The 26,795-nt window shown below is 35.3% G+C and carries 20 protein-coding genes; 6 read left to right on the top strand and 14 right to left on the bottom strand.

The genetic code is table 11. The features are described from left to right. Positions 1-36: 36 nt before the first annotated feature. Together ACXGQW_RS07285 and ACXGQW_RS07280 are read left to right on the top strand one after the other, a co-directional pair. On the top strand, positions 37-963 hold the full coding sequence (locus ACXGQW_RS07285) for an HU domain-containing protein (RefSeq protein ID WP_457821499.1): 927 nt from the start codon (positions 37-39) through the stop codon (positions 961-963). 47 nt (positions 964-1,010) lie between these two features. Beyond that, the gene (locus ACXGQW_RS07280) at positions 1,011-1,520 is read left to right on the top strand and encodes an acyl-CoA thioesterase (RefSeq protein ID WP_457821497.1); all 510 of its coding nucleotides are present in this window, start codon (positions 1,011-1,013) and stop codon (positions 1,518-1,520) included. Here ACXGQW_RS07280 and ACXGQW_RS07275 read toward each other — a convergent pair. The 4 genes from ACXGQW_RS07275 to ACXGQW_RS07260 all read right to left on the bottom strand — a co-directional run bounded on the left by ACXGQW_RS07275 (position 1,517) and on the right by ACXGQW_RS07260 (position 5,749). Next, on the bottom strand, positions 1,517-1,915 hold the full coding sequence (locus ACXGQW_RS07275; RefSeq protein WP_457821495.1) for a DUF302 domain-containing protein: 399 nt from the start codon (positions 1,913-1,915) through the stop codon (positions 1,517-1,519). The genes ACXGQW_RS07280 and ACXGQW_RS07275 overlap by 4 nt on opposite strands. Positions 1,916-1,982: 67 nt before the next feature. Next, positions 1,983-3,212: a murein hydrolase activator EnvC family protein gene (locus ACXGQW_RS07270; RefSeq protein ID WP_457821493.1), complete on the bottom strand. Its 1,230-nt coding sequence runs from the start codon at positions 3,210-3,212 to the stop codon at positions 1,983-1,985. Continuing rightward, a complete protein-coding gene (locus tag ACXGQW_RS07265) occupies positions 3,205-4,017 on the bottom strand; it encodes a DUF4292 domain-containing protein (protein ID WP_457821491.1) in 813 nt (270 codons plus the stop codon). Before ACXGQW_RS07265 ends, ACXGQW_RS07270 begins: the two co-directional genes overlap by 8 nt. A 49-nt stretch (positions 4,018-4,066) precedes the next feature. Beyond that, positions 4,067-5,749, bottom strand: a complete 1,683-nt coding sequence (locus tag ACXGQW_RS07260; protein WP_457821489.1) for an ABC transporter ATP-binding protein — start codon at positions 5,747-5,749, stop codon at positions 4,067-4,069. Positions 5,750-5,909: 160 nt separating this feature from the next. Between ACXGQW_RS07260 and ACXGQW_RS07255 the strand changes: the two genes are divergently transcribed. Both ACXGQW_RS07255 and ACXGQW_RS07250 read left to right on the top strand, forming a co-directional pair. Next, complete coding sequence (locus ACXGQW_RS07255; RefSeq protein WP_457821487.1) at positions 5,910-6,725, top strand: hypothetical protein; 816 nt, start codon at positions 5,910-5,912, stop codon at positions 6,723-6,725. A 54-nt stretch (positions 6,726-6,779) separates the two neighbouring features. Beyond that, the gene (locus ACXGQW_RS07250; protein ID WP_457821485.1) at positions 6,780-8,645 is read left to right on the top strand and encodes an ABC-F family ATP-binding cassette domain-containing protein; all 1,866 of its coding nucleotides are present in this window, start codon (positions 6,780-6,782) and stop codon (positions 8,643-8,645) included. A 68-nt stretch (positions 8,646-8,713) separates the two neighbouring features. Here the strand turns inward: ACXGQW_RS07250 and ACXGQW_RS07245 are convergent, their stop codons facing one another. Together ACXGQW_RS07245 and ACXGQW_RS07240 are read right to left on the bottom strand one after the other, a co-directional pair. After that, positions 8,714-8,950, bottom strand: a complete 237-nt coding sequence (locus tag ACXGQW_RS07245) for a NifU family protein (RefSeq protein ID WP_457824195.1) — start codon at positions 8,948-8,950, stop codon at positions 8,714-8,716. Between the two features lie 37 nt (positions 8,951-8,987). Then, positions 8,988-10,127: an Mrp/NBP35 family ATP-binding protein gene (locus ACXGQW_RS07240; protein WP_457821483.1), complete on the bottom strand. Its 1,140-nt coding sequence runs from the start codon at positions 10,125-10,127 to the stop codon at positions 8,988-8,990. 156 nt (positions 10,128-10,283) lie between these two features. Here ACXGQW_RS07240 and ACXGQW_RS07235 point away from each other — a divergent pair, with 156 nt between their 5' ends. Next, positions 10,284-10,814, top strand: coding sequence for an RNA polymerase sigma factor (locus ACXGQW_RS07235; RefSeq protein ID WP_457821482.1), 531 nt, complete (start codon positions 10,284-10,286; stop codon positions 10,812-10,814). A 4-nt stretch (positions 10,815-10,818) separates the two neighbouring features. Next, positions 10,819-11,625 carry an anti-sigma factor gene (locus ACXGQW_RS07230; RefSeq protein WP_457821480.1) on the top strand — a complete coding sequence of 269 codons (807 nt, stop codon included), beginning with the start codon at positions 10,819-10,821 and terminating at the stop codon, positions 11,623-11,625. Positions 11,626-12,132: 507 nt separating this feature from the next. Here the strand turns inward: ACXGQW_RS07230 and ACXGQW_RS07225 are convergent. The 8 genes from ACXGQW_RS07225 to ACXGQW_RS07190 all read right to left on the bottom strand — a co-directional run bounded on the left by ACXGQW_RS07225 (position 12,133) and on the right by ACXGQW_RS07190 (position 26,432). Then, entirely contained in the window at positions 12,133-13,335 is a 1,203-nt protein-coding gene (locus tag ACXGQW_RS07225) for an IS256 family transposase (protein ID WP_457821478.1), read from the bottom strand. Between the two features lie 391 nt (positions 13,336-13,726). Next, positions 13,727-14,113 carry an MGMT family protein gene (locus ACXGQW_RS07220; RefSeq protein ID WP_457821476.1) on the bottom strand — a complete coding sequence of 129 codons (387 nt, stop codon included), beginning with the start codon at positions 14,111-14,113 and terminating at the stop codon, positions 13,727-13,729. Positions 14,114-14,135: 22 nt separating this feature from the next. Next, positions 14,136-14,807 (bottom strand): tRNA (guanosine(46)-N7)-methyltransferase TrmB, encoded by a 672-nt coding sequence (trmB, locus tag ACXGQW_RS07215; protein WP_457821475.1) that lies wholly within the window; start codon positions 14,805-14,807, stop codon positions 14,136-14,138. Positions 14,808-14,816: 9 nt separating this feature from the next. Continuing rightward, complete coding sequence (locus tag ACXGQW_RS07210; RefSeq protein WP_457821473.1) at positions 14,817-15,020, bottom strand: DUF6341 family protein; 204 nt, start codon at positions 15,018-15,020, stop codon at positions 14,817-14,819. A gap of 64 nt (positions 15,021-15,084) precedes the next feature. Further along, positions 15,085-15,810: a metallophosphoesterase family protein gene (locus ACXGQW_RS07205; protein ID WP_457821471.1), complete on the bottom strand. Its 726-nt coding sequence runs from the start codon at positions 15,808-15,810 to the stop codon at positions 15,085-15,087. Between the two features lie 171 nt (positions 15,811-15,981). Further along, a complete protein-coding gene (locus ACXGQW_RS07200) occupies positions 15,982-17,337 on the bottom strand; it encodes an OmpA family protein (RefSeq protein WP_457821469.1) in 1,356 nt (451 codons plus the stop codon). Positions 17,338-17,354: 17 nt separating this feature from the next. Continuing rightward, entirely contained in the window at positions 17,355-18,242 is an 888-nt protein-coding gene (locus ACXGQW_RS07195; RefSeq protein ID WP_457821467.1) for a PorP/SprF family type IX secretion system membrane protein, read from the bottom strand. Positions 18,243-18,311: 69 nt separating this feature from the next. Beyond that, on the bottom strand, positions 18,312-26,432 hold the full coding sequence (locus ACXGQW_RS07190; RefSeq protein WP_457821465.1) for a Calx-beta domain-containing protein: 8,121 nt from the start codon (positions 26,430-26,432) through the stop codon (positions 18,312-18,314). Between the last annotated feature and the right edge of the window lie 363 nt (positions 26,433-26,795).

The following is a 26,795-nucleotide window of genomic DNA, read 5'->3' as shown; positions in this document are numbered from 1 at the left end:
TGCGTAATGGTTTTCAATTTTTGATATTTTAGCACTATGCAGTTATCAAAATACATCAGCGATTTACTATACAGATACGAGTGTGTAATGATTCCAAACTTTGGAGGATTTGTAAGCAATACTATTCCTAGTATGATTAATACCAATCACCAATTTACACCTCCTACAAAGAATATTTCTTTTAATGTAAACCTTCAACAAAATGATGGTTTGTTAATCAATCACATCGCAAAGTCGTTGCATATTTCTTTTGATACAGCTGCCAACCAAGTTCAAGAAGTTGTCAATCAATGGAAAAATGATTTGGAGACCAAATCCTTATCTCTTGATCAAATTGGTCGTTTTTCTATGGAAAATGAACAACTAGTTTTTGAACCAATCAACTCAATTAATTACTTAAGCAGCTCCTTTGGATTGAGTAACTTAGATGCTGACTTTGTATTGAGAAACAACATTGTAGCTGCTAAAGAGGTAGCAGCTGTTGTTGCCGAACAAAAAAAATCTTACGGAAAGTATATTGCCGCAGCTGCCATTGTTATTGGTGGATTCTTGATTGGAGGAAATATTTATGTTAACAATTTAGCCAATCAGCAAGAAATTGCCGCACAGCAAGAAATCACTCAGCAAATTCAACAAGCATCTTTCAATATTTTAAATCCGTTACCTGCTATCACCTTAAAGGTAGAAAAAGAGGTTGTTGAAGAGGTTACTGAAATTATTGAAGAAGAAATTACTTATAAATACCATATTATAGCTGGAGCTTTTAAAGAGGCAGACAATGCTGTCAAAAAAGTAAATATGCTAACCAATAAAGGCTATGATGCTAAAATCATGGGCTTAAACAAATGGGGGTTAACTCAGGTAAGTTATGCCTCTTTTAATGATAAAAGAGAGGCCATCAACAAGCTAAATGCTATCCGTAAAAAAGATAACAAACATGCTTGGCTGTATATCAACGAATAAACATTAAAAGTTTATCTTTAACCGTAGAGACTTTTACTGTTAACATTATGAATTCCAAAACTTCATCTGCATCTCTAGCCATTGCTACAGATATTATTTTACCCAGTGATACCAATGCTTTAAACGGACTGTTTGGTGGAGAATTACTAGCAAGGGTGGATAGAATTTGCTGTATCGCAGCTCAGAGACATTCAAACTCTATATGTGTAACTGTTTCTGTTAATAACGTTTCTTTCGAGAAGGTGATCCCGCTGGGCAGTATGATGACTATTGAGGCTAAAGTTTCAAGGTCGTTCTCCTCTTCTATGGAGGTTATTGCTGACGTTTATCTAGAGGATTTAAACTCTGGAGAACGCACTAAAGTTAACGAGGCTATTTATACTTTTGTTGCTGTAGACAATAACGGAAAACCTAAAAAAGTTCCTCAAATAATTGCTGAAACCGAGTTAGAAAAAAGACGTTTTGCTAATGCATTACGAAGAAGACAATTGAGCTTGGTTGTTGCAGGTAAATTAAAACCCAACGACGCTACCGAATTAAAAGCATTGTTTAACTAAGTTGTTGCCTTAGAACTTATTTTGTCTAACGCACTTGCTATTTTAGCAATAACCTCATCAACTCCTTTTAATTGGTGTCTTTCTTTTAAATATACAGGATCGTTGTAACTCACTGAGACCTGTCCTTTACCGTCTTCTGTTACTAATATTTTTTGCGGTAAATCCAAACCTGCTAATTGATTAGCCTGCATCAATAGAGTTCCCAATTTGGGGTTACCAAACATAATAATTCTAGTAGCTTGTAAAGATAAGTAGTTCTTCTCAGCATTCTTTTGATGGTCAAGTTCCAATAAGATTTTTAGATTACTATTATTCTCAATTAATGATTTTAACTGATGGTAAGTTTCCTCAAAATTATGTATACTCTCTTTGGTGATGATTCCGTTTGTCTTCATATCAAATATTAGTTGTTGATAGATAGGACGAAATAAAATAGAATCCTTGCTAAAAGCTTAGACTAATTTACATTCTAGCCAACCAATAAGTTGGATTTTGTCTTTGGGTATCTTTCCAAATCTGGAACTTTAGAGTAGTTTTCCCAGTTAATTTGTCTTTAAAAACAGTCCCTAAAGATTGCTTTAATACCACCTCTTGTCCTTTAGTAACATACACTTTATCTAAGTTGTTATAAAGAGAAATATAGTTACCGTGCTGTACATAAACAGCGTGTCGACCGCTTACCGATTGTATTGCCAAAACTTTTCCTTTAAAAACTGCCCTAGCTGATGCGTTGTTCTTAGTAGTAATGTGTATTCCTTTACTATCAATCTTTATTCCTCCGAGAGTTGGATGCGGAATTACTCCGTATTTTCTAGTCACCACACCTTCGTAAACAGGCCAAGGTAGTTTTCCTCTATTTTGCTCAAATCTATTGGCGAGCGCTTTTCCTTCCGGCGTTAAAACAAAACCAGAACTTTTGACGTTTGCATCCACTTTTTTAGTGGTTTTTTTCGACTTATTTGCTGCGGCAATGGCTTCTCTTACTACGCGCTCTATCTCTTTTTCTATTTCCCTTTCTTCCTTTTGTTTTTTCTTTATCTGAGAAATATAAGTTCTTTCTTTAGATTTTATTTTTTTTACTAAATCTTCTTGCCCCTTCTTTTCTTGCTCTATTTTTAAAGCCTCTTGCTTGTTTTTTCTAACTAGTGATTCTTTTTGCCTTTTTTGAATTTCCAGCTTTCTTTTTAAATCTGCTACTTTTTCAGCTTTAACTACAATGGAATCTCCTTGTTTTTTTCTAAAGTTGGCATACTGTTTCATATATCTAAAACGTTTGTATGCTTGAAAAAAATCGTTGGAAGACAAGAGAAACATCAATTTATTTTGTTCAGATTTACTCTTGTAAGACTTCAAAATCATTTGAGCGTAATCCTCTTTTAATGCCTCTAGCTCTTTATTTAACTCATCTAATTTAGCTTGATTTTTAGCCACTAATACTTCTAAGTAGTTAGCTTCTTCGCTAATGGCCGCAATCAAGTCCGAACGAACTTGAATCTTTTTATTCAGGTCTTCTAAAGTCTGTAATACATCCTTGCTTTGCTTTTGCGTACTGAAAAGGAGCTCATTTACTCTAACAATCTCTCTTTGTAATTGAGCCCTTTTTTTTTCTAGTTCTTTTTGCTTTGCACTTTGACTAAAACAAAAAGATGTAAATAAGATAACACTAAGAAAAAGATAAATCTTTTTACTCATTTGTTTTTTCTTTAGCCTTAGTGGTTTTTAGCACAATTTCTTTGTCGCAATCCTCAGGAATTTCAAACGGGAATCGCAAATCTTCGTCAAATTTAACAGAAGTATATGATAGAGATATTAACGAAGATTTTTCGTTATTTAAACCACGGATTTCAAAATCTTTTGGAAACACAAAGCTATCTACTTCCTTATATTCTTTATAGAAAGCTGCTAAAAAGTTTTTGCCAGAATAATTGGTGATGGATTGAGATTTTACTTTGTAAGTAGTTGGGTAAAGCTCTACTCTAGTTTCGTAATCGCTAAAATTAGAATTTTTAAAGTAGTAATCAGACTCGCCTCTAAACATTCTGTAGCTTCCGTTTTTTAAATTAATCGCCAAATCACCCGTGAACAAACTCTCTAAAATTTCATAAGAAAAATTTAAACCTGTCAACTCTTTAAGCAACTCAAAAGAACCCTCAAAATAAGTTTTATCAATTTTATTGTAATAGTGCACACTATCTTTTTCAACCAATAACTTAGCTACGGGAATTCCTAAGAAGTCAGCACTCATCCAAAGTTTTTGTCCTTTGGCTATTCTAATTTTTAATCCTAATTTTTGCGATGTATCTCCTATCTTGTAAGATAGTTTAGAATTTACTTTAACTGTATTAAACTTTGCGTTGGCAAATGAATTTGCATCGTATAGCTTAATTAACTTAGACTTTTTTATTTTAGGAATATCTACCTGTTGCGTTAGCGAATTGCTTGATCCGCATGAAGCCAACACAAAAAGAAACAACAATGCTAAATATCTAAACTGCATACTTTTATTTTTTTTGCAATATACAATTTATTAGTTTCTAAATAAAGGATCAAACTCCTTTGGGAATTGCGTTGATTAAGTCTTTGGTATAATCCTTTTCTGGCTTGTGATAGATGACATCAGCATCCCCAATTTCCTCTATTTTACCTTGATTTAATACAATTAATTGGTCAGACATAAACTTAACAACCGATAGATCATGTGAGATAAAAATATAAGTAAAACCAAACTCCTTTTTTAAATCATTTAACAAATTTAGTACTTGCGCTTGTACGGAAACATCTAAAGCGGATACGGACTCATCGCATATAATTAGTTGAGGCTGTAAGGCCAAAGCCCTTGCAATTCCTATTCTCTGTCTTTGTCCTCCAGAAAATTCATGAGGATATCTGTCATAAAATTCCGAGGACAGTCCTACTTTATTTAAAAGATTTTCAATGTATCTTTTTCTTTCTCGATCATTGTTAAGAATACCGTGGAATTTCATAGGCTCTAAAATAGCTTTCCCTACCCTTAGCGTAGGATTTAGCGAAGAATAGGGATCTTGGAAGATTAACTGAATTTCTCTTCTGTATTTTTTTCGTTGAGAATTTGATAAAGCATTTAAATCTACTCCGTTATAAAACACGTGTCCCTCGGTTGCTTTTTCTAGCCCCAGTATGGTTCTTCCTATAGTGGATTTTCCGCTACCAGACTCTCCAACCAATCCAATAGTTTCTCCTTTAAAAACGTTAAAACTAACCCCATCAACCGCTTTAGTTACTTTGGCTTTTTGAAACCAATTATTTTTGGATACGTAGTGCGTTTTTAAGTTTTTTACCTCTAGTAGAGGAGGTTTGGCATATATTTTTTGGTGAAATTCTTTGCGCTCAGCATCAGTAAAAACAACTTCTCTAAAATCACTTTTTAAATAGCTAGTTACTGAAGGCAACTCTTTTAATCTTACATTTAGCTTTGGTTTGGCATTAATCAAAGCCTTTGTATAAACTTCTTTAGGATTTAAAAAAACATCCCTTACAAGACCTTGTTCCACAATTCTACCTCTTTGCATTACAATAACGCTGCTGGCTATTTCTCCTATCAAAGCCAAATCGTGAGTAATAAAAACAACGCTCATTTGCGTTTCTTTTTGCAACTCTTTTAAAAGTAAAATAATATCATTTTGCACTCGAACATCTAAAGCAGTTGTGGGTTCATCTGCAATTAAAATTTTAGGTTTACAGGCAATAGCCATGGCAATCATAACTCTTTGTTTTTGCCCTCCAGACAGCTCATGAGGATATTGATTAACCATTTCATCAGCTCTAGGTAATTTTACCTTTTTAAAAAGATTTAACACCTCTTTGTCTATTTGTGTATTGGATAGATGCGTGTGCAGCGCTAACACCTCAGCCACTTGTTCCCCACAAGTTATGCTCGGATTTAACGAAGTCATTGGTTCTTGAAAAATCATACTAATTTCTTTTCCAACTACCTGCCTTAGTGCTTTTTGCTCTAGAGTTAGTAAATTTTTACCTTCATAATTGACTACTCCATCAATCACCGTATTTTTTTTGGATAGCAAGCCCATCATTGCCATAGAGGTTACTGATTTTCCACTTCCAGATTCCCCAACAATTCCTAGAATTTCATTTGATCTTATTTCAAAACTAATTTGATGAACCACTTGGTTCATTTCCATTTGATTTTTAAATGAAATACTTAAATCTTTTACTTGTAAAACTGACTCCATATGAGTAAATATACCAAATGAATTAGGTAAAGACATCATTCCTTTTCTAAAAATTGGTTTTTACCAATAGAGGAATAAAATCATCAGTATTGATACCTGATTTAGAGGTGTCAATTTCTTTTTTATTTTTCTACTATCTTTGCTCTTCCAAAAATCAATAATGAAAAAAAGCATATTTCATTTCCTTATCAGTCTGTCGTTTATGGTTTTAGTGTTGCCTTGTACTGCACAAGCACCATTACAGTTAGCCATGGCTACAAAGAAAACAAGCATCTACAAGTATCGAAAATACAATCACGTAAAAGAATTGTACGGTAGAATTTCAGCTCCTGTAATTCAAATGTGTATAGAATATAAGATTCCCCCTGCGGCTGTTCTAAGTATTATTTCTCTGGAGTCTGGCTGGGGACAGGGTTATATTGGGAGAATTACTGGTAATTTTTTAAGCTTGAATGCTGTGGGTACGGAAGCTGAACTTCCTGCGTTAAGAATGCCCAAATCCATTAAAACTAAGAATGTTATTTTAGGAAAAAAAGCGTTAGCCAAAACTCTTAAAACCGATATTATATGGGAAATTAGACCTGCATCACTCAAAAAAGATTACAGACCTAGCCCTATGGCTGGAACTATTGAAAATTTGGACTATTTTATAGATCATCCTTACGAGCTAACCAAAGCCAACTTAGAAAACGTAAGAGATTTTGCAACGCGCTTTATATCTTACACTTCAAGAATAAGAGCTTACAATCAGGCTCGAGAATTATTGGACAACAAAATAGCAACTCATGGTATCAATATTTTGTTTGATGAAAATTTGAACATACAGTTTATCAACACCATTGGCGGAAAACCCAACTCGTTTAACTATCGAAAAACATGGTCCAAAAAAGCCATTAATATTTTAAAGAACGTAGGGGCTGTGGAACTTTCTAAAGATTTATACCTCTACCACAAGACTTTTAAAGAAGCTTGGTAGTATTTATAAGCTAGTATCAATATAAACCTGTATTTTTACGCAAAATATTTTTGTGTGAATTACTTATCTATAGAAAACGTTTCTAAAGCCTTTGGCGAGCGTGTATTGTTTGAAAATTTATCTTTTGGAATTAACAAAGATCAAAAGATTGCTTTTGTTGCCAAAAACGGAACGGGTAAAACTCGTTTGCTAGAAATTATTGCAGGTAACGACACCCCCGATACAGGACAAGTTGTTAGGCGGAAAGAGTTACACGTTGCCTACCTTTCTCAAGAAGATGCATTTGATGAAAATCAAACCATTGAAGAAGTAATTTTTGCTTCGGACAGCAAGGTTTTGCAAGTAGTTAAGGAATACGAAAAAGCTATTGAAAATCCAGAAAACTCAGATGCTTATCAATTGGCATTTGATATGATGGATCAGTACAACGCTTGGGATTTTGAAACACAGTACAAACAAATACTCTCTAAACTTAAGCTAGATAATTTACAACTAAAAGTAAAAGGATTATCTGGAGGCCAGAGAAAACGTTTGGCTTTAGCTACTGTGCTTATTAGCAAACCCGATTTGTTGATTTTAGATGAACCTACCAACCATTTAGATTTAGAAATGATTGAATGGCTAGAATCCTTTTTTGCTAAAGAAAAAATTACATTGTTTATGGTGACACACGATCGCTACTTTTTGGAACGTGTGTGTAACGAAATTATAGAAATGGACAATGGCCAATTGTATAGTTACAAGGGAAACTACTCTTATTATTTAGAAAAAAAAGAAGAGCGTATGGCTTTGGAACAAACCGTACAGGCCAAAGCAAAAAACTTGTTTAAAAAGGAATTGGATTGGATGCGTAGACAGCCCAAAGCACGAACTACCAAATCTAAATCTAGACAAGACGATTTTTACGTTATCAAAGAAAAAGCCCAAAATAGACGAAAAGAACACAAAGTTCAGTTAGAAATAAACATGGAGCGTTTGGGTAATAAAATTGTTGAATTACACAGTATTTCCAAAGCTTGGGAAGAAATGGTGATGTTAGACAAATTTGAATACAATTTTAAACGAGGAGAAAGAATTGGAATTATTGGAAAAAACGGAACTGGTAAATCATCTTTCTTAAACGTTTTAACAGGTAATACCGAGGTAGATGCTGGTAAAGTAATTGTAGGAGAAACGGTTAAGTTTGGATATTATCATCAGTCAGGTATAAAAATTAAAGAAGGTCAAAAAGTAATAGAAGTTATTAAGGAATTTGGGGAATTTATCCCTCTTGCCAAAGGACACAAAATATCTGCTAGTCAGCTTTTAGAGCGATTTTTGTTTGATAAAAAGAAGCAATATGATTTTGTAGAGAAATTAAGTGGTGGGGAACGTAAACGTTTGTATTTGTGTACAGTTCTAATACAAAATCCCAACTTTTTAATTTTAGATGAACCTACGAACGATTTAGACATTGTAACCTTAAATGTCTTAGAAAGCTTTTTATTGGATTACCCAGGGAACTTGGTAGTGGTTTCTCACGATCGCTATTTTATGGATAAAATTGTAGATTCTCTTTTTGTGTTTAGAGGTAGTGGATTGATTGAAAACTTCCCTGGAAATTATTCTGATTTTAGAGCGTATGAGAACTCGGATGCTGGTGAAGAACAAACTATAGTACCCACAAAAATAGAAGCTCCAAAGGAAAAGCAAAAAACAGGAGTTAAGTTGAGTTATAGTGAAAATAAAGAGTATGTTAACCTAGAAAGCGATATTGCCAAGTTAAACAGAAAAAAAGAAGCCATTGAAACTGAATTTGCCGAAGGCAAAATAGAAGGTGATGATATCGATAAAAAATCAAATGAACTCCAAAAAATTATAGATGATATTGAATATAAAGAGATGCGTTGGTTTGAGCTGAGTGAAAAACTGGAGGGGTAAAACCCAAAAGAAAGCGTTCATGAGAAGATTTCTCATGAACGCTTTTTTTTACTGATTTTTATGATGATTTAACTCACATCTATCACACTTTCTATTTGAGGTGCATGTTTTTTAACGGTGGCCTCTACTCCATTTTTTAACGTCATTTGATTCACATTACACCCTACGCAAGCTCCTTCTAACTTTACCTTAACAATATTATCCTCTATAGAAATTAAAGAAATATTACCACCATCCGACAATAAAAAAGGACGGATTTCTTCTAAAGCATTTTCTACATTTTGTTGTAACTCTTCTGGGTTCATCATCGTATTATTTAATCAAATTCTAATATAAATATTATTATTTTGTTGAACAACCACTCATGGTTGTTATTTTAACAACTTCTGTTGGAGGCAAATCATTGTTACGTTTTAGTAACTCCCCCGCCATATTTTTCGTAATCTCTTTAAAAGCAATTTCTTGCGGTGTTCCTTCTTGCAATGCTACAGGATGCCCAACATCACCAGCTTCTCTAATACTTTGCACCAATGGTACTTCACCCAAAAATGCAGTTTCAATATCCTCTGCTAAATGCTTGGCTCCATTCTCACCAAAAATGTAGTACTTGTTATTTGGTAATTCTGCAGGCGTAAAATAACTCATATTCTCAATAATTCCCAATACTGGTACTTTGATGTTTTTCTGCTGAAACATGGCTACCCCTTTTTTGGCATCGGCCAAAGCAATGTTTTGTGGAGTACTTACTACAACAGCTCCTGTAATTGGCAAAGCTTGTACAATTGATAAATGAATGTCACCTGTTCCTGGAGGTAAGTCAATCAATAAAAAATCTAATTCTCCCCAATCTGCATCAAAAATCATCTGGTTTAAAGCTTTGGATGCCATAGGTCCCCTCCAAATAACAGCCTCGTTAGGATTAGTAAAAAAACCTAAAGACAATAATTTGACACCGTAATTCTCAACAGGTTTCATTTTAGAACGTCCGTCAACATCTACAGAAATAGGCTTTGCCTTAGCAACATCAAACATAATGTGCATGGAAGGTCCGTATACGTCTGCATCTAAAACTCCTACTTTAAAGCCCATTTTTTGTAAAGTAACCGCCATATTAGCCGTTACTGTAGATTTACCTACTCCTCCCTTACCAGAAGCAATGGCTATGATGTTTTGAATTCCAGGTATCTTTTCTCCCTTAATTAAATTCGGATTGGCTTTAGGTTCTTCTTTAACTTTAGTTTCTACTGTTAAGTTTACTTTCACCTTAGCTTGAGGATATTTCGCAACTATTGCTCTTTCAATTTCAGACTCTGTTTTCTTTTTTGCTTGCAAAGTAGGGTTGCTAATTTTAACATCGACAATAATCTCGTCACCAAAAACAACAACGTTAGAAATATTTTTATTTTCCATCAAACTTTTTCCCTCTCCTGGAGCAGTAATTGTTTCTAAAACTGATTGTATATCTGATTTTGTAATGGCCATTTTACTCTAATTTTTGGTTTGTAAAGATACGCTATTTAGTCCTATTTATAATAAGATACTCATCTATTGTCTTATGTAAAATAAAAACTTACAAATACCCCATGCCATTCATATATTCTTATTACATTTCTAAGATATTTTTTAATTGATGAGTTTATGGATGTAGATGCTTTGGTAAAAAAGTTCCAAGAAGAAAAAGATGTTACTGCTTATGAAAAACTTTACACAATGTATTATAAAAGTATGTTGGGGGTGATAGATAGCATTATTAATGATGAAGATCTATCAAAAGATATTTTGCAAGAAGTTTTTTTAAAAGTTTGGAATCATATTGAAAGTTACAACGTAAAACGAGGAAGATTTTTTACTTGGCTTTTAAACATTTCTAGAAACGCAGCAATAGATAGAACAAGATCTAAAGAATATAAAACACAGAAAAGAAACCAAAGCATAGATATATTCGTAAATATATCGAATTTGGAAGATGATGAGTGCGATGACGAACAAATAAAACTTATTCAGCAAATTCAAAAACTGTCTGATAAATGTAAAAAAATGATAGACTTACTTTTTTACAAAGGCTATACTCAAAGGGAAACATCAGAAGAACTTGAACTACCTTTAGGTACCGTAAAAACCAGAAGTAGAAGCTGTTTGAATAAATTAAAAACAAGTATCATTAATTAAGGCTATGATAGATATAGAAGAATATATAAATTCTGGAATTTTAGAACTTTACGTTGCTGGAACTCTAAATAGAGAGGACAGTTACGAAGTGTATGCAAATATTCAAAAATACCCAGAACTAAAAGAATACGTTAATAACATAGAACAAACCGTTATAAACATTGCGGAGCTTAGTACTGGAAACAACGTACAAATAAGACCTTTTGAAAATTTGATGAGTCTTATCAATAAAAGACCTCGTAAGTTAGCTGTAATTAATTGGTATCAACATATAGGTTGGGCTGCGTGTATTCTATTAACTTTCGGTATCATCAATATTTATTTAAATAAAAATCAGTTAAAAAATAGCCTGACTAAACAAATTGCTGCTAACGAAGTTTTAGACCACCAAAGGGCAACCTTGCAAAGTGATTTAATTGATAAAAAGTTTCAGTTAAATCGTCAGAACGATGTCATCGCTTTTATTGCTCTTGAAAAAACTGAAAAAATAAATTTGGCTGGACAAAAAATAGCTCCTAACAGTTTTGCAAACATTTATTGGAACCAAGAAAAAAATGAAATGTATGTGGATTTAGAGGGATTACCTCCTGCTCCAGAAGGTAAAGTTTATCAACTTTGGTCTTTAACATTAAATCCTTTAAGCCCAACAAGTTTAGGTACTTTAGATGATTACAACAACGGAAAACGTTTTGTAAAAGTCGGTAACCAAAATAAATCCGAGGCATTTGGAATTACGTTAGAGCCTAAAGGAGGAAGTAAATCTCCGACACTAGAACAATTGTACACACTAGGATTAACAAAAAATTCTTAAATGCCGTTAGTTCTGTAAAGACTATAGTTTAGTGAGAATCTTGACATAAAGAATTCTATTTTTTGATGTAAAATTTGATTTTCTAGATATAATTTTCTTGTGAAAATTACTTTTAAATAAAAAACGCTACCCAACAAGGTAGCGTTTTTACATGAAGCTGGGCCGTTTCCCCAAACGACCCAACTTCTCTAAACAAATTGTAACATAAAAACTATGTATCAACCTTAAAACTATCCCTAAACACTGTATTTACGAAATAATTAAAGGTGTGGTTTTATTTTTTTGAAACAAATCTTAAAGTAATCAGCAAATACTAATCAGTTGTTTAGTGTTTGCTCGATTTAAGAAAGATGTATTTACACGAACATAACTAAATGAGTATATTTAATGTGAGCTCGACTTGAAAGAAACATTTTTGTTCAAAGTAGTTTACACAAGATTTTTATGCTACAAATTGACAGTATCCAATATTTTGTGTAAACAAAAATTCTACGGGGTTTAACTTTTTTAAAGTTGAACCCTTTTTTCAAATATAGTTAAGAACTGGTTAAGAATTAGTCCCCAATTGTGAATTGGCTGGGTCCATTTCTTAGTAATTTGCATCAAAGATAAATAAACTGATTTTTTCAAGGCATCGTCTGTTGGGAAGCTCATTTTGTTTTTAGTGTATTTTCTAATTTTGCCATTAAGATTTTCAATTAGATTGGTAGTGTAAATTATTTTTCTGATTTCTAAAGGGAAATCAAAGAACACGGTAAGTTCCTCCCAATTGTTACGCCAAGATTGTACTGCATAAGGATATTTATCATTCCATTTTTCAGCAAACTGGTCTAATTCGGCTTTAGCCATTTCTTTATTAGGAGCATTGTAAATATGCTTCATATCTCCTGTAAAAGCTTTTTTGTCTTTCCAAACCACATAACGTGCACTATTACGAATTTGATGAACCACACAGATTTGAGTATCTGCTGTTGGAAACACATTTTTAATGGATTGTGTAAATCCGTTGAGATTATCGGTAACAGTTACCAAAATATCTTCAACCCCTCTAGCCTTTAAATCAGTAAGTACTCCTTGCCAAAAAGCGGCAGATTCATTCATTCCTAACCACATTCCTAATAGTTCTTTGTGGCCTTCTCTGTTGAGCCCTACGGCTAAGTAAATAGTTTTGTTAACAACCTTTCCTCCTTGACGAACTTTAAATACAATTCCATCCATCCAAACTACGCAATAAACAGACTCTAAAGGCTTGTTTTGCCATTCTAATACTTCTTGATTGATTCTGTCTGTGATGATAGATATAGATGATGTGGAGAGCTTATAGCCATAAATTTGATAAAGTTCATCTTCAATATCAGAAACACTCATACCTTTTGCATAAAGCGAGATTACGATATTTTCTATAGACAGTGAAGTGCTTTTGTGTTTAGGAACCACAACAGGTTCAAAATCACTATTGCGATCACGTGGAACTTTAATCTCGCTTTGACCGAGGCGGTTCTTTACTTTTTTTGTAGTGCTACCATTGCGAGCATTAGTGTTGCTGCGTTTACCATTTTTGGGATAGCCTAAATGAGCATCCATCTCTCCTTGAAGCATAGCTTCTAAAGCGGCACTGTGTAATTCATTCAATAAATTACTTAAATCGTCTTCTGTTTTTAGGCCTTTTAATAGACCACTTTGTAAAAATTGATTTTTTAAATCATCCATAATAAAACTGTGTGTTATAAAATTAATCAAAAAATTAGGCGGGGTTTTAAAACCCCGCCTAATTTCTGTTTACACAGTTTTTTGGACACTACCTACAAATTACATTTTTGTTTCAAAGATTGACTTTCTCGATACAGTTTTCTATCGAAAACTACTCGAAATAAAAACTTTAAAACTTTGCGCTAAGTATATCGAACTTACGTTATTTAGTGTTGTCGACTATTGTTTGGAGTTTAATAGACTTTCTTCATACAAATTCCTGTTGAAAATTACCCGAAATGACAATTTAAAACCTAATATCAATCATATCAGATTCATCCTATTTACTCAAACTTATCTATGACCGTTTGTTGTCCTCAATAGAAAGGTCGTCAACTTCTATTTTCAGATTTTAAAGGTTGTGCTTGGGTAAAATTTGCGTAGGATTCCAGAAAAGTTCTTTGAAGTTTACCACTTTGTTTTCTTTAACCTCTACTCCTTCACTTTCTAAGAGCTGCTGCATTAGATTGGTTCCTTCAAAATGATGTTTACCGCTTAAAAGCCCTACTCTATTAACCACTCTGTGTGCAGGTATGGACAAATCTCCATGAGCCGCATTCATTGCCCAACCAACAACTCTTGCAGAGGATTTGACTCCTAGATATTGAGCAATAGCTCCGTAAGTAGAGACTCGTCCGGATGGAATTAGTTTGGCTACTTGATGTACTTTCTTAAAAAAATCTTGCTTTTCTGTTTCCAAAATTAATGTTCTAAATAATGATGAAAATAAGAAACGCATCAGATATCTGATGCGTTTTATATTAAAATTTTAATCTAAACTTGGTGTAAGTAATTGCTTTGCCTTTTTCTAAATACTGACTTTCGTAATAGGTTTGAACTTTCATTACTTCATCTGGAGCTCCTTCTTGTCTATACACATCGTGATTTGCATACAAAACTTCGTGACCCTGTCCATGTAGCAACCCTAAAGTATATCCATGCATAAACTCACTGTCCGTTTTTAAATGCATGATACCTTCTGAGTTAAGTACCTTGTGATATCTCTTTAAAAAGGCATCACCAGTCATTCTATGCTTGGTGCGCTTGTATTTAATTTGTGGGTCTGGGAATGTAATCCAAATTTCACTTACTTCATTTTCAGCAAAAATAAAATCTACCAACTCTATTTGAGTTCTTATGAAAGCTACATTGGGCATCTCATCTTCGATAGCTGTTTTAGCACCACGCCAAAAACGAGCTCCTTTGATATCAATACCTATGTAATTGATACTTGGATTTCTTTTTGCCAAAGCAACGGTATATTCTCCTTTTCCACATCCCAATTCCAATACAATAGGATGGTCATTTTTAAAGAATTCGTTCCACTTACCTTGGTACTTAAATCCAGATACTACTTCTTCTCTTGTAGGCTGTATTACATTATCAAACGTTTCGTTTTCGTTAAAACGTTTTAATTTGTTCTTGCTCCCCAATACAATGTCTTATTTTGGTAAATCTTCGGTTCCTTGGTCTTTAAACTTTTTGGACTCTTTCATCCAATAAGCAAAATACAACAAACCTACAATTACAAACAAAAAGTTGATAGCATTTGATAGCCACCAAGAACCACTAAAACGAAGTGCTTTAAAAGGAAGGAACAAACCGTTTGTAAATAAATTGTCTATAGCATGAAATATTTCAGTCATAATACTTAATTTTTATTAGCGTTGCAAAAGTAATCAGTTTAAAAATCTGACACAAGTAATTAGTTTAATTTCTACCTTTTTCGTTTGGATATAAGCTCGGTAAAGAATCACTCTGCCAAAACTTTTTAGTATCTATATCCATTATAGTTAACGAATTGGTAAAAGCAGCTCCAGTATCGACATTCCAAACTCCAGAGGCATTCATTGGCTCATCTCTATCAATTCTAGATAGCGGTGTATGCCCAATATAAATTTCTTTATAATTTTTTAATCTTTCTGGATAAAATTCGTCTTCTTTAGATAAATTTCTTGAGGCCAATGCTAATTCCCATAAAGACCGATCCCAGTAAAACATCTTAGAAAAATGTTCGTGGTCTACTCCTCTAATATTGGTATAACCAGCGTGTAGGAACAACCTATTGTTGGTATCCAAATAGTAATTCTCTAAATTTTCTAAAAAATGCGTATGTATTCGTATAAAATTAAAAGGTCTGTCTTTGTAGGAATCTAGGGTTGCCTGCCCTCCGTGTTGTAACCAATTGGGATTGTCTTTGGAATGTTTTAACCAGTCACAAAATAATTGATCGTGATTTCCTCTTAAAAAAACACAATTGTGAGAGGATTTTAATGTTATCAATTTATTAATCACCTCAAAGGACTGGCTCCAACCATCTACATAGTCACCCAAAAAAATTAAAGTGTCTTCTGTAGTTACATTAGCTCTTTCCAAAACTTGTTCTAAAGCTCTGAATCCTCCATGAATATCTCCTACAACTAATGTTCTACCCATAAAAATAATTTTAAGCAAATGTAATTAAATTGATTAAAAAACAAGTTTTCATTTTGAGCTTTGGCAGTATTCAAAGTAACTCTAAAGAACTTATGAGAATGTTTCTAAACAAAACAACACCCAAAATAAATAATTATTTTGAGTGTTGTTTTTATAAATTAAATTCTCCTTCTATTTGCTCTGAATTTGAATCACTACCCTTCTGTTCCTTTGTCTCCCTATTTCTGTTTCGTTGGTGGCTATTGGTCTTTCCTCCCCATAACTAATAATTTTTAATCTAGTTTTACTAATACCATTTTCAATCAAATAATCAGAAACAGTTTGTGCTCTAAGCTGCCCTATAGCAATGTTAAACTCATCAGTCCCGATACTATCAGCATTTCCTTCTATTCTAAATTGGAGATTGGGATTTGTTTTCATCATCGTTGCAATTCTCATTAGCTTAGATTTTGCGTTAGAGGTCAATTGATAACTATCATAATCAAAAAGAATCGTGTTATCAATTCCTGTTTCTCTTCTTTCTTGAGTTGATTTTTTGGCAGCTTCTCCAGTCTCTGGGCAACCTTTATTTTCTTTAAGCCCTTTTTGGTTAATGCACTTATCATCTTTGTCCAAAATACCATCTCCATCTGTGTCTGGGCAACCTTTATTCGTTATAGAACCTACTTCGTTAGGACACTTGTCAAGACTGTCCTTGACACCATCTCCATCTATATCTGGACAACCTTTGTTGGCAACCGTACCTGCTCGATTTGGACACTCGTCCACAGCATCTTTAACGCCGTCTCCATCCGCATCTGGACAGCCTTTAGTGTCCATAGTTCCAGCAACAGTAGGACAATCGTCTTTGCTATCTTCAATTCCATCACTATCTGTATCCGGACATCCGCTAAATTCAGATAAACCGAACACCTCTGGACATAAATCTTCTTTATCTACAACGCCATCTTTGTCTTTATCCCTTGCTCCGAATTTAAAAATTACTGATATTGAATGTTGAAAGTGTGTATCACTTGGGTGATTGTTTACCTCAGTAAATCCATATTTGAATCCCGATTCAAAATTAACACCTACCTTTTCATTCATCCACAAGTTAAAACCCGCTACAGGATTCACGTGTGAACTATTTTCTCCATCTAACCAAAACATTCCCCCATTAACTCCAATGTAAGGGTTAAAAAAACCTGTTTTCCCAATTAGAGAATTAATATCATATTTTAATCCCAAGTCTACGGACTGGTATTCAATTCTTTCAATATCGCCTACAGGAACTTTTTCTATAGAATTTAGGCTTCCTCCTAAACTGGCTATTAACCCATAATTTAAATATCTCGACAACGAAATTTTAGTGGGGAGCGGAATCATATTCCAATCGCTTGTTCCTAAAAAATCTTTAAAATCATTATCTCCCCCTAAAATATCTACGATATTGACTCCTGTTGTTAATGCCCAAGGGGTGGTTTTATTTTGTGCAAAATGTATTTGAGTTATTAAAAAAGCAAATACGATTGTTATTTTTTTTAACATAATTTATAATTGAATTCTTATAAAAATTTATACTTCGCTAAAAACTCTAAAGAGTAGTTTTCGTTGGACTGAATAAACTGAGATGTTGTAAAGTCGTACCCAATACCAAAAGAAAGTTTTTCTGTAGCGTCAAACATTGTGTAAAATCCTACGTTTTCTTCTATTCTCCAGTTAATTCCAGCATGTATTTTTTCTATAATTTGATAGTTCATAGCAACGTTATAAGAAGTTGGAGCTCCTTGTACGGTTCTTATGATAAACTCTGGAGTTACTACAACATCTGGAGTTAATTTAATTGAATAACCTGCCCCAAAATAGTAGTGAGCTTTGGTAGTTACTGCCGATGGTGCTCCCCCTTCTCTAACAAATTTATCGGATCTTAAAAAATTGGGAGTAGACAAATTCACGTACCAGTTATCGTGTTTTAAATAAAACCCTGCACCAAAAATGGGAGCAACGTAACTTTCGTTTCTCTCAAAAAACGGATCTGAAACACCATCTTGACCTGCTTTGGTTAAATCTATATTGGTGAAATTTGCTCCTGGCTTTACTCCAAAAAACAAACTCGTGGAGTTGCTTATTTTAAGCTTATACGATACATCAACAGCTACATTAGTTTGTCCTAAAATAAAAATTTGATCATTGTTTACCGTAACTCCTAACCCTAAGTTATTCTTTAACGGTGTACTAAAAAAAGCTGTTTGAGTTTCTGGTGCCCCTTCTAAGCCCAACCATTGACTTTTATGCATAATTTGTACCTCGGCAACATCGGAAGCACCTGCATACGCAGGGTTAATAATGTTCATATTAAACCGATACATGTTAAAGTTAGGATCTTGTTGACTAAATACTGATACCGTGTTTAACAACAGTACTAATGCAATTAATTGTAGTATATTTTTCATAGTTGATTGTATACAATATTTTTGAAAATGATAACATCCCCAGTAGAATTACTGAGGATTTTGATTAGTTTAATAGTTAATGTATAACCATCCTTCAATTGTTCTTGTTCCACTCGGTAGCTCAACGGTTATTTTATACCTATATGGCCCCACTGGTAGTCTACCAGAACTAGAAATTTGATTAGAAACTCCTGACCAAGGATTTATATTGTTGTCATAGTTCTTCTTTTTGTACACCAAATTACCTGAACGATTGTAAACTTCAACACTGTTAGCTATGGAGCCTTTGATCTCCATAATCTGCCAAGTGTCGTTGATACCGTCTCCTGATGGAGAAAATCCGTATTGTCTTTCTTTTTCTAAGATGGTAAACGTTCCATTTGTGAAATTTATAGTGTAATTATTACTATTTAAAGTTCCTTGATTTATTTGATAGTTCCCAGCAATAAATCCTTCTTCTCTTTCCAACTCTCCATCTAACAACTCACCGGGCACCAATCCAGTTGCCGTGTAATCTCCATCTGAGAAAACATATTCAGAATCTTGAAATGATACAGTAATATCGTTTGCTATTACATTAATATTTTTTGGAAGAATTTCTAAAGTTCCCGAAATCCCTACAATTTCGTAGTTGTTATCTGTTTCATCACTTATGGTAATTACTTCGTTTCCTACTCCCGTATTTGTTGTTGCTGTGGTGCTCGCTATTGGTGTGCTGTCTAAATCTGACTCCGTATCTGCATTTACAAAACCTCGATAAGTAATTGTAAAACTTGGATTTGCTTCTCCAAAAATTTTAGACTTGTCATCTGCTGTAGCTGTAAGCGTTGCTTTAGTGACATCTAGGCTACCTGATATTTCCACCAAATTATAGTTATCGTCAATTTCCTCGCTTAACATAATGTTATATGTTCCCACAGGACTTGTAATCGTTGTTGTGGTACTTACTGATGGTTGAGTATCTAAATCAGCTACTGTATCTCCGTTGACAAAGCCAGCGTAATCAATATCCAATACTGGATTGCTGTCTCCATACACTTTGGTTTTATCTTTGGCTGTTACCGTAAGAATGGCTTTGGTTACCACTAAGTCTCCAGCCACCGTTACCAAATCATAATTGTTATCAATTTCATCACTTACAACAATACTATAAGTTCCTACAGGACTTGCTGCGGTTGCAGTAGTACTCGCTAGTGGTAAAGTATCTAAATTTAACTCAGTATCTCCGTTCACAAAACCTGTATAACTAATATCTAAAGTAGGGTTGTTTGCTCCGTAACTCTTAGTCTTGTCGTTAGCAGTTACGGTTAAGGTAGCTTTGGTTACTGTTAAATTCCCGGCTACTGTTACTATGTTGTAGTTGTTATCTGTTTCATCGCTTACCACAATATTATAAACTCCTACAGGGCTTAAAATAGTTGCTGCGCTACTTGCTGTAGGTTTAGTATCTAAATCTGAATCCGTATCTGTATTTACAAAACCTCGATAGTTGATTGTAAAACTTGGATTCACCTCTCCATAAACTTTAGACATATCATCTGCTGTGACTGTAAGGGTCGCTTTAGTAATAGTTAAGCTACCTAATACTTCCAATAAATTATAATTGTTATCCATTTCCTCGCTCAATGCAATATTATAAGTTCCCACAGGACTTGTTACCGTTGCTGTGGTACTAGCTGTTGGTTGAGTGTCTAGAACAGCTTCCGTATCTCCATTTACAAAGCCTGCGTAATCAATTTCCAATACCGGATTGCTATCTCCATATACTTTGGTTTTGTCTTTGGCTGTTACCATTAAATCAGCTTTATTAATTGTTAGCGTAATATCACTAGTTCCTCCTGTATAAATGCCATTAGCTACTTGAGTGGCTCTTATGGTTATCGCAGAAGCATTTCCGATATTAACTGTTTGATTATTAGACCCCGACAAAGTTGTTCCCTCATTGGCTCCAATAATGCTATAAGTTATATTCCCTGTAGAATTGGAAGTTGCTGACAAACTAAAATCAGCTTCTCCATATGTTTTAGAAATATTATCGAAAGTGATGGTTGGTGCTATCAAAGCCAAAGTGCTAAAGTTTTTAACGGTTCCATAAGAAGTTCCCGAACCATTGATAGCATAACTGTTATACGAATAGTCAGTATTTGCAGACAGTCCCGAGATGGTACTGTTAAAAATACCAGTTCCATCTCCTATTTGCACTTTAACTACGTTTGCTCCTCCTATTTCTGGGTTTGAATTATCGGTTGTCACAGCATAAACAATTCCTCTTTCTGTTACAGTAGTACCTCCTTGGTTGGTTACAATTCCTCCTAAGGTTGATGAGAATTGCTGTGTGTTAATGGCATCTGAAGTTGTTACCGTTGGTACTGTTCCATCGATATCTAAATTCTTATTAGCACTTAATGATCCTACCGAACTTCCTATTGGCACTATTAAACTTGCGTTCCCTCCAATTCTATCGTTAATAGTTCCTCCATTTAACGATAAAGCATTGGTACTTAACAAATCCAAATCAGTACTTCTATCTCCTGCTTGGACATTATAAACAAATCTCAGTCTAGTTGATGATAGGCTGTTAGCGTAATTTGCTGTTCTATCTACCGTCCCTGTTTCTAAAGTTAATTGAGGGGTTCCCGTTACAGTTACAGCATCAGTATAATCAACAAAAATGTTGATGTTTTCTCCTACACTGTACGTTCCGTCTGTTGTGTCAGAAGTAATATTTGTAACGGTAGCACTATCGTTATCGTTAATATTTATCTGCGCAGTGTCCGTAATTGTTATGGATAATGTAGTTCCTGCCAAATTGCTCTGACTGACTTGAAAATTCTCGGTATTTTCAACCTCATTATCATCCGTAATGTTTATTGAAAAACTTTGAACTTCTCCGGAGTTTCCAGCAAAAGTTAGTGTGTTTCCTGTTAGCGCTCCATAGTCTACACCAGAAGTTGCTGAACCACTTGATGTATTTATATCTACTATAAATCCTCCTTGAACAGCATTATCCAAGATTGCGCTAACAGTTGCAGTACCATCCATTTCATCTACACTAAACCCAGCAATCGTTACTGCTGCACTATCATCATTATTGATCGTTGCAATGGCTCCGTCTGTGATATCTATATCCCCAATTAAGACTGTCCCTGGCACAACATTGCTCATGTTGATGTTTACTGTTTCGTCTGGTTCTGCCTTGGTATCTGCGTTAGGGGTTATGGTGAAATTCTGTGTTTCTCCTGCGTTTCCTGTAAAGGTTAACGTTTGATTGACTACTGCTATATAATCACTATCTGCAACGGTTGCTGTACCATCTGCTGTAGAAACATCTACAGTAAAACCTCCGTCTACCGCGTTGTTTAACGTTGCTATAAATGCGATAGAGCCATCGTCTTCGTTTCCTCCGTTACCTGCAATGGTAACTGTAGAGGTGTCATCGTTTAATATAGTATAAATAGCAGTATCGCTAATATTGATGTTAGCGGTATTTACAGAGGTGAACCCTACATTTCTCATTGAGATGATAAAGTTTTCATCTGCTTCTACTTTTGTATCTCCCAATCCACTCAAGTTCAAACTCTGCGTTTCCCCCACTGTTCCAACAAAGTTTAAAGTTGATCCCGCTGTTGAACTATAATCACTGTCCGCAACAGTGGCTGTACCATCAGTAGTAAACACTTCTAAAGCAAACCCTCCCTGTACTGGGTTACTCAGCGTAGCCATTACAGCTTGGACCCCTGCGTTTTCTCTGGCATCAATATCTCTAATTGTCACTACAGTTGTATCATCATTATTAATAGTTCCTGTTCCTGTCGCATCGGCAATAATTACTGATGTTCCTGTGGGATTTGATAATGTTAATGTTAGCGTTTCGTTAGTTTCTACTGTGTTGTCTCCTGCAACGGCTACATCTACTGTTTTACTGGTTTCTCCTGCTAAAAATGATAAAGTACTGGTTGCAATAGCTGTATAATCACTCCCTGCTGTAGCCGTTCCATTGCTGGTGACATAATCTACCGTAGCTCCTCCTATAGGTGCAGGTGCACTTAAACTTACCGTAAACTGCAAAATGGTACCTCCTGAATTACCTTCTGTAACAGGTGGGTCGTTTACAGCTATTGAGATACTATCGTCATTATTGATTGTTGCAATAGCTCCATCTGTAATATCAATATCCCCAGTTGAAACTGTACTTGGCGATAAACCACTCATACTGATGTTTACCGTTTCGTCTGGTTCTGCCTTAGTATCGGCAGTAGGGGTTATAGTGAAAGTCTCCGTTTCTCCTGCAGTTCCTGCAAAACTTAACGTTTGATTGACTATTGCTGTATAATCACTATCTGCAATGGTTGCTGTACCATCTGCTGTAGAAACGTCCACATCAAAACCTCCGTCTACCGCGTTGTTTAACGTTGCTATAAATGTAATAGATCCATCGTCTTCGTTTCCTCCGTTATCCGCAATGGTAACTGTAGCGGTGTCATCGTTTAAGATGGTATAAATAGCAGTATCGCTAATATTGATGTTAGCGGTATTTACAGAGGTGAACCCTACATTTCTCATTGAGATGATAAAGTTTTCATCTGCTTCTACTTTTGTATCTCCCAATCCACTCAAGTTCAAACTCTGCGTTTCCCCCACTGTTCCAACAAAGTTTAAAGTTGATCCCGCTGTTGAACTATAATCACTGTCCGCAACAGTGGCTGTACCATCAGTAGTAAACACTTCTAAAGCAAACCCTCCCTGTACTGGGTTACTCAGCGTAGCCATTACAGCTTGGACCCCTGCGTTTTCTCTGGCATCAATATCTCTAATTGTCACTACAGTTGTATCGTCATTATTAATAGTTCCCGTTCCTGTAGCATCGGCAATAATTACTGATGTTCCTGTGGGATTTGATAATGTTAATGTTAGCGTTTCGTTGTTTTCTACTGTGTTGTCTCCTGCAACGGTTATATCTACTGTTTTACTGGTTTCTCCTGCTAAAAATGATAAAGTACTGGCTGCAATAGCTGTATAATCACTTCCTGCTGTTGCCGTTCCATTGCTGGTGGTATAATCTACCGTAGCTCCTCCTGTAGGTGCGGGTGCACTTAAACTTACCGTAAATTGTAAAATAGTACCTCCTGAATTACCTTCGGTAACAGTTGGGTCGTTTACAGCTATTGAGATACTATCGTCATTATTGATTGTTGCAATAGCTCCGTCTGTAATATCAATATCCCCAGTTGAAACTGTACTTGGCGATAAACCACTCATACTGATGTTTACCGTTTCATCTGGTTCTGCCTTAGTATCGGCAGTAGGGGTTATAGTTAAAGTCTCCGTTTCTCCTGCAGTTCCTGCAAAACTTAACATTTGGTTGACTATTGCTGTATAATCGCTATCTGCAATGGTTGCTGTACCATCTGCTGTAGAAACATCCACATCAAAACCTCCGTCTACCGCATTGTTTAACGTTGCTGTAAATGTAATAGATCCATCGTCTTCGTTTCCTCCGTTATCTGCAATGGTAACTGTAGCGGTGTCATCGTTCTCTAAAGTTAAAGTAGCACTACCTGTAATATCAATGGTTCCTACTGGAACAGTTACTGGTACCAAATTACTCATACTAATAGAGACTGTTTCATCTGCTTCTACTTTAGTGTCTCCTCCTAAAGTAACAACTACTGTTTCTTGTTCTGATGCTGTTCCTGCAAAGGTGATGGTTTGAGAAGTAACAGCTGCGTAATCTCCATCGGCTGTGCTAGCGGTTCCATCGGCTGTACTTACATCTACATCCAACCCACCATCTACCGCATTGCTCAATGTAAAGGTTAATGTTGCTGTTCCACTATTCTCATTAACATCAACATCGGCAACAGTAACAGTTGTTGTATCATCATTATTAATAGCTCCCGTTCCTGTTGCATCGGCAATAATTACTGATGTTCCTGTGGGATTTGATAATGTTAATGTTAGCGTTTCGTTAGTTTCTACTGTGTTGTCTCCTGCAACGGTTACATCCACTGTTTTACTGGTTTCTCCTGCTAAAAATGATAAAGTACTGGTTGCAATAGCTGTATAATCACTTCCTGCTGTAGCCGTTCCATTGCTGGTGACATAATCTACCGTAGCTCCTCCTATAGGTGCGGGTGCACTTAAACTTACCGTAAACTGCAAAGTAGTACCCCCTGAATTACCTTCGGTAACAGTTGAGTCGTTTACAGCTATTGAGATACTATCGTCATTATTGATTGTTGCAATAGCTCCATCTGTAATATCAATATCCCCAGTTGAAACTGTACTTGGCGATAAACCACTCATACTGATGTTTACCGTTTCGTCTGGTTCTGCCTTAGTATCGGCAGTAGGGGTTATAGTGAAAGTCTCCGTTTCTCCTGCAGTTCCTGCAAAACTTAACGTTTGGTTGACTATTGCTGTATAATCGCTATCTGCAATGGTTGCTGTACCATCTGCTGTAGAAACATCCACATCAAAACCTCCGTCTACCGCATTGTTTAACGTTGCTGTAAATGTAATAGATCCATCGTCTTCGTTTCCTCCGTTATCTGCAATGGTAACTGTAGCGGTGTCATTATCAGTAATAGTTACTGTTGCATCATCTACAGTTCCAACGATAACAGCAGAATTGTTGGTACTCAACAAAGTTACAATTACTGTTTCATCCGCTTCCACAACATTATCTCCAATAATGGGTACACTTATATTTAATGAGTTCGTATTTGCAGGAAAAATGAAAGAGGTTCCTAAACTAGTATAATCTGTACCAGCAGTAGCCGTACCTGACACACTAAAATTGACCTGTGTAGCCGTTGGAAATTGTGAAGAAGTACTAACCCTAAACTGACCATTTGTGGCATCTTCTGCTGCCTGAGTAATCGCAGCAATAGAGAGAACAGCTCTATCATCTACCACCGCAATGCTAAATATTTTGGCAAAATTATTAGTTCCATCGTTGGTATTTATACGAATACTGTAATTTCCCGATGCCAATGTACTATTTGTTCTTAAGGTATTTCCGCTGATATTGAAACTGCTGTTATTTGTACTACCTGTACCACTTACCAAAGAATAAGTATGAGAATCTCCAGTATCTGCATCTGTAGTAGAAAGTGTTCCTACTGTTGCATTGGTACCTGTAGTAGTTAGATTAATAGAATTATTACTTAGTAAAATATCTGTTGGAGCATTATTGGCAATAGTAACGCTTCTATTTTCTGTTCCAGAGCACAATCCTGGGGTTGTGTAGGTTACTGTATAGCTGCTAGGCGTACTAGCTGACACATCTATGATTCCTGAGGATGAATTAATGGCTAAGCCTGCTGGAGACACCGAAAAACTACCGCCAGACACTCCTGTAATGGTAGGTGTAGGGTCAGCATCTGTTGTTGAATAAGATGCTGATGAGTAATTGAAATTTGCATTTTCTCTTGCTGTTGTAGTAATAGTACGAGTCCCACAAGAACCCACCGAGGCTGCTCCACCCTCACCTCTTACAAAATAGGTGGTACTCCCTGTTGGGGGGGTTACAATTAAGCTGCTACCTGTTGTTGTTCCTACTAAGGTACCACCACAAGAACCTGAATAAACACGCCATTGTGCGTTATCGTTTAATGAACCCGACCATGTTAATAAAGCAGAGTTACCGTCACATATAGTTGGTGGTCCATGACTTACCGAAGGTGTATCAGCAGGGCTGGCCGCGGCAACAGTAAGATCTACTTCAAAATTTAAGTCTAATGTTGCTTGAGCTGATCCACCAAAATACAATTGTCCGTTACTATAAGTCGCTGAATTATCGAAAATAAACTGATGATTATCTCCAGTAACGATAAAGGTATAGCGATTTCCTGCTGTTAAAGAAACTCCTTCTGCTGAAAAATCAAAAGTCCTAAAATCCGTTACTGAAGCTGACATAGGAATGGACTGCCCTGTAAGGGTCGCCAATACAGGTCCCCCAGTTCCTTCACCGCCATAGAGGGTCACTGTTAAACTCGATTCTGCCGATAAAGTTACAACTCCGATTGTATTCAACGTTCCTGAACACGTAGGCTCAAAACTCTGTCCGTAACTACCTTCAGTAGTACTATTAGTACCCGCAGCATGGGTGTTTGTACATTGTGAATAGATTGTTTTGTATGAAAAAAAACATAAAAATAGTAAGGTTGAAAAAACAACTTTCTTCATTGTGTTTGGTTATTGGTTAATGACATTCACTTTGGGTGCTAAAAGTAAGAAAAAATCCTTGAGATACTTTAACGTAACATCATGAATTGCAAGAAAATAGACAAAAACAGTTAGAAATACAGACCATAAAAACATACCAGAGATAAAATTTCTGGTATGTTATAATGTAAAAATTTGATTTGATAACTTCTTGAAGTATACGTACCAAATAAAATAATAATTTAATTAATTACGATAAATAGCCTCCTGTTTTCTTGAGATCAACTCCTCCAGTATTTGAAAAGACAGCTCTGCATTACTACTTAACGTTTACCCTGACACAACATTTGTTGGTGATCCAAAAGACGTTACCTCGTCACTACC

Source organism: Wenyingzhuangia sp. IMCC45533, from assembly GCF_054111225.1.
The sequence above is the reverse complement of the archived record's forward strand: the minus strand, read 5'-3'. Positions and strand labels throughout refer to the sequence as shown.

Bases quoted from the DNA above. Each gene is read 5' to 3' on its own strand.
- ACXGQW_RS07285 (WP_457821499.1), top strand. From the start codon at position 37: ATGCAGTTATCAAAATACATCAGCGATTTACTATACAGATACGAGTGT.
- ACXGQW_RS07280 (WP_457821497.1), top strand. From the start codon at position 1,011: ATGAATTCCAAAACTTCATCTGCATCTCTAGCCATTGCTACAGATATT.
- ACXGQW_RS07275 (WP_457821495.1), bottom strand. From the start codon at position 1,915: ATGAAGACAAACGGAATCATCACCAAAGAGAGTATACATAATTTTGAG.
- ACXGQW_RS07270 (WP_457821493.1), bottom strand. From the start codon at position 3,212: ATGAGTAAAAAGATTTATCTTTTTCTTAGTGTTATCTTATTTACATCT.
- ACXGQW_RS07265 (WP_457821491.1), bottom strand. From the start codon at position 4,017: ATGCAGTTTAGATATTTAGCATTGTTGTTTCTTTTTGTGTTGGCTTCA.
- ACXGQW_RS07260 (WP_457821489.1), bottom strand. From the start codon at position 5,749: ATGGAGTCAGTTTTACAAGTAAAAGATTTAAGTATTTCATTTAAAAAT.
- ACXGQW_RS07255 (WP_457821487.1), top strand. From the start codon at position 5,910: ATGAAAAAAAGCATATTTCATTTCCTTATCAGTCTGTCGTTTATGGTT.
- ACXGQW_RS07245 (WP_457824195.1), bottom strand. From the start codon at position 8,950: ATGAACCCAGAAGAGTTACAACAAAATGTAGAAAATGCTTTAGAAGAA.
- ACXGQW_RS07240 (WP_457821483.1), bottom strand. From the start codon at position 10,127: ATGGCCATTACAAAATCAGATATACAATCAGTTTTAGAAACAATTACT.
- ACXGQW_RS07235 (WP_457821482.1), top strand. From the start codon at position 10,284: ATGGATGTAGATGCTTTGGTAAAAAAGTTCCAAGAAGAAAAAGATGTT.
- ACXGQW_RS07230 (WP_457821480.1), top strand. From the start codon at position 10,819: ATGATAGATATAGAAGAATATATAAATTCTGGAATTTTAGAACTTTAC.
- ACXGQW_RS07225 (WP_457821478.1), bottom strand. From the start codon at position 13,335: ATGGATGATTTAAAAAATCAATTTTTACAAAGTGGTCTATTAAAAGGC.
- ACXGQW_RS07220 (WP_457821476.1), bottom strand. From the start codon at position 14,113: ATGCGTTTCTTATTTTCATCATTATTTAGAACATTAATTTTGGAAACA.
- ACXGQW_RS07210 (WP_457821473.1), bottom strand. From the start codon at position 15,020: ATGACTGAAATATTTCATGCTATAGACAATTTATTTACAAACGGTTTG.
- ACXGQW_RS07205 (WP_457821471.1), bottom strand. From the start codon at position 15,810: ATGGGTAGAACATTAGTTGTAGGAGATATTCATGGAGGATTCAGAGCT.
- ACXGQW_RS07200 (WP_457821469.1), bottom strand. From the start codon at position 17,337: ATGTTAAAAAAAATAACAATCGTATTTGCTTTTTTAATAACTCAAATA.
- ACXGQW_RS07195 (WP_457821467.1), bottom strand. From the start codon at position 18,242: ATGAAAAATATACTACAATTAATTGCATTAGTACTGTTGTTAAACACG.
- ACXGQW_RS07190 (WP_457821465.1), bottom strand. From the start codon at position 26,432: ATGAAGAAAGTTGTTTTTTCAACCTTACTATTTTTATGTTTTTTTTCA.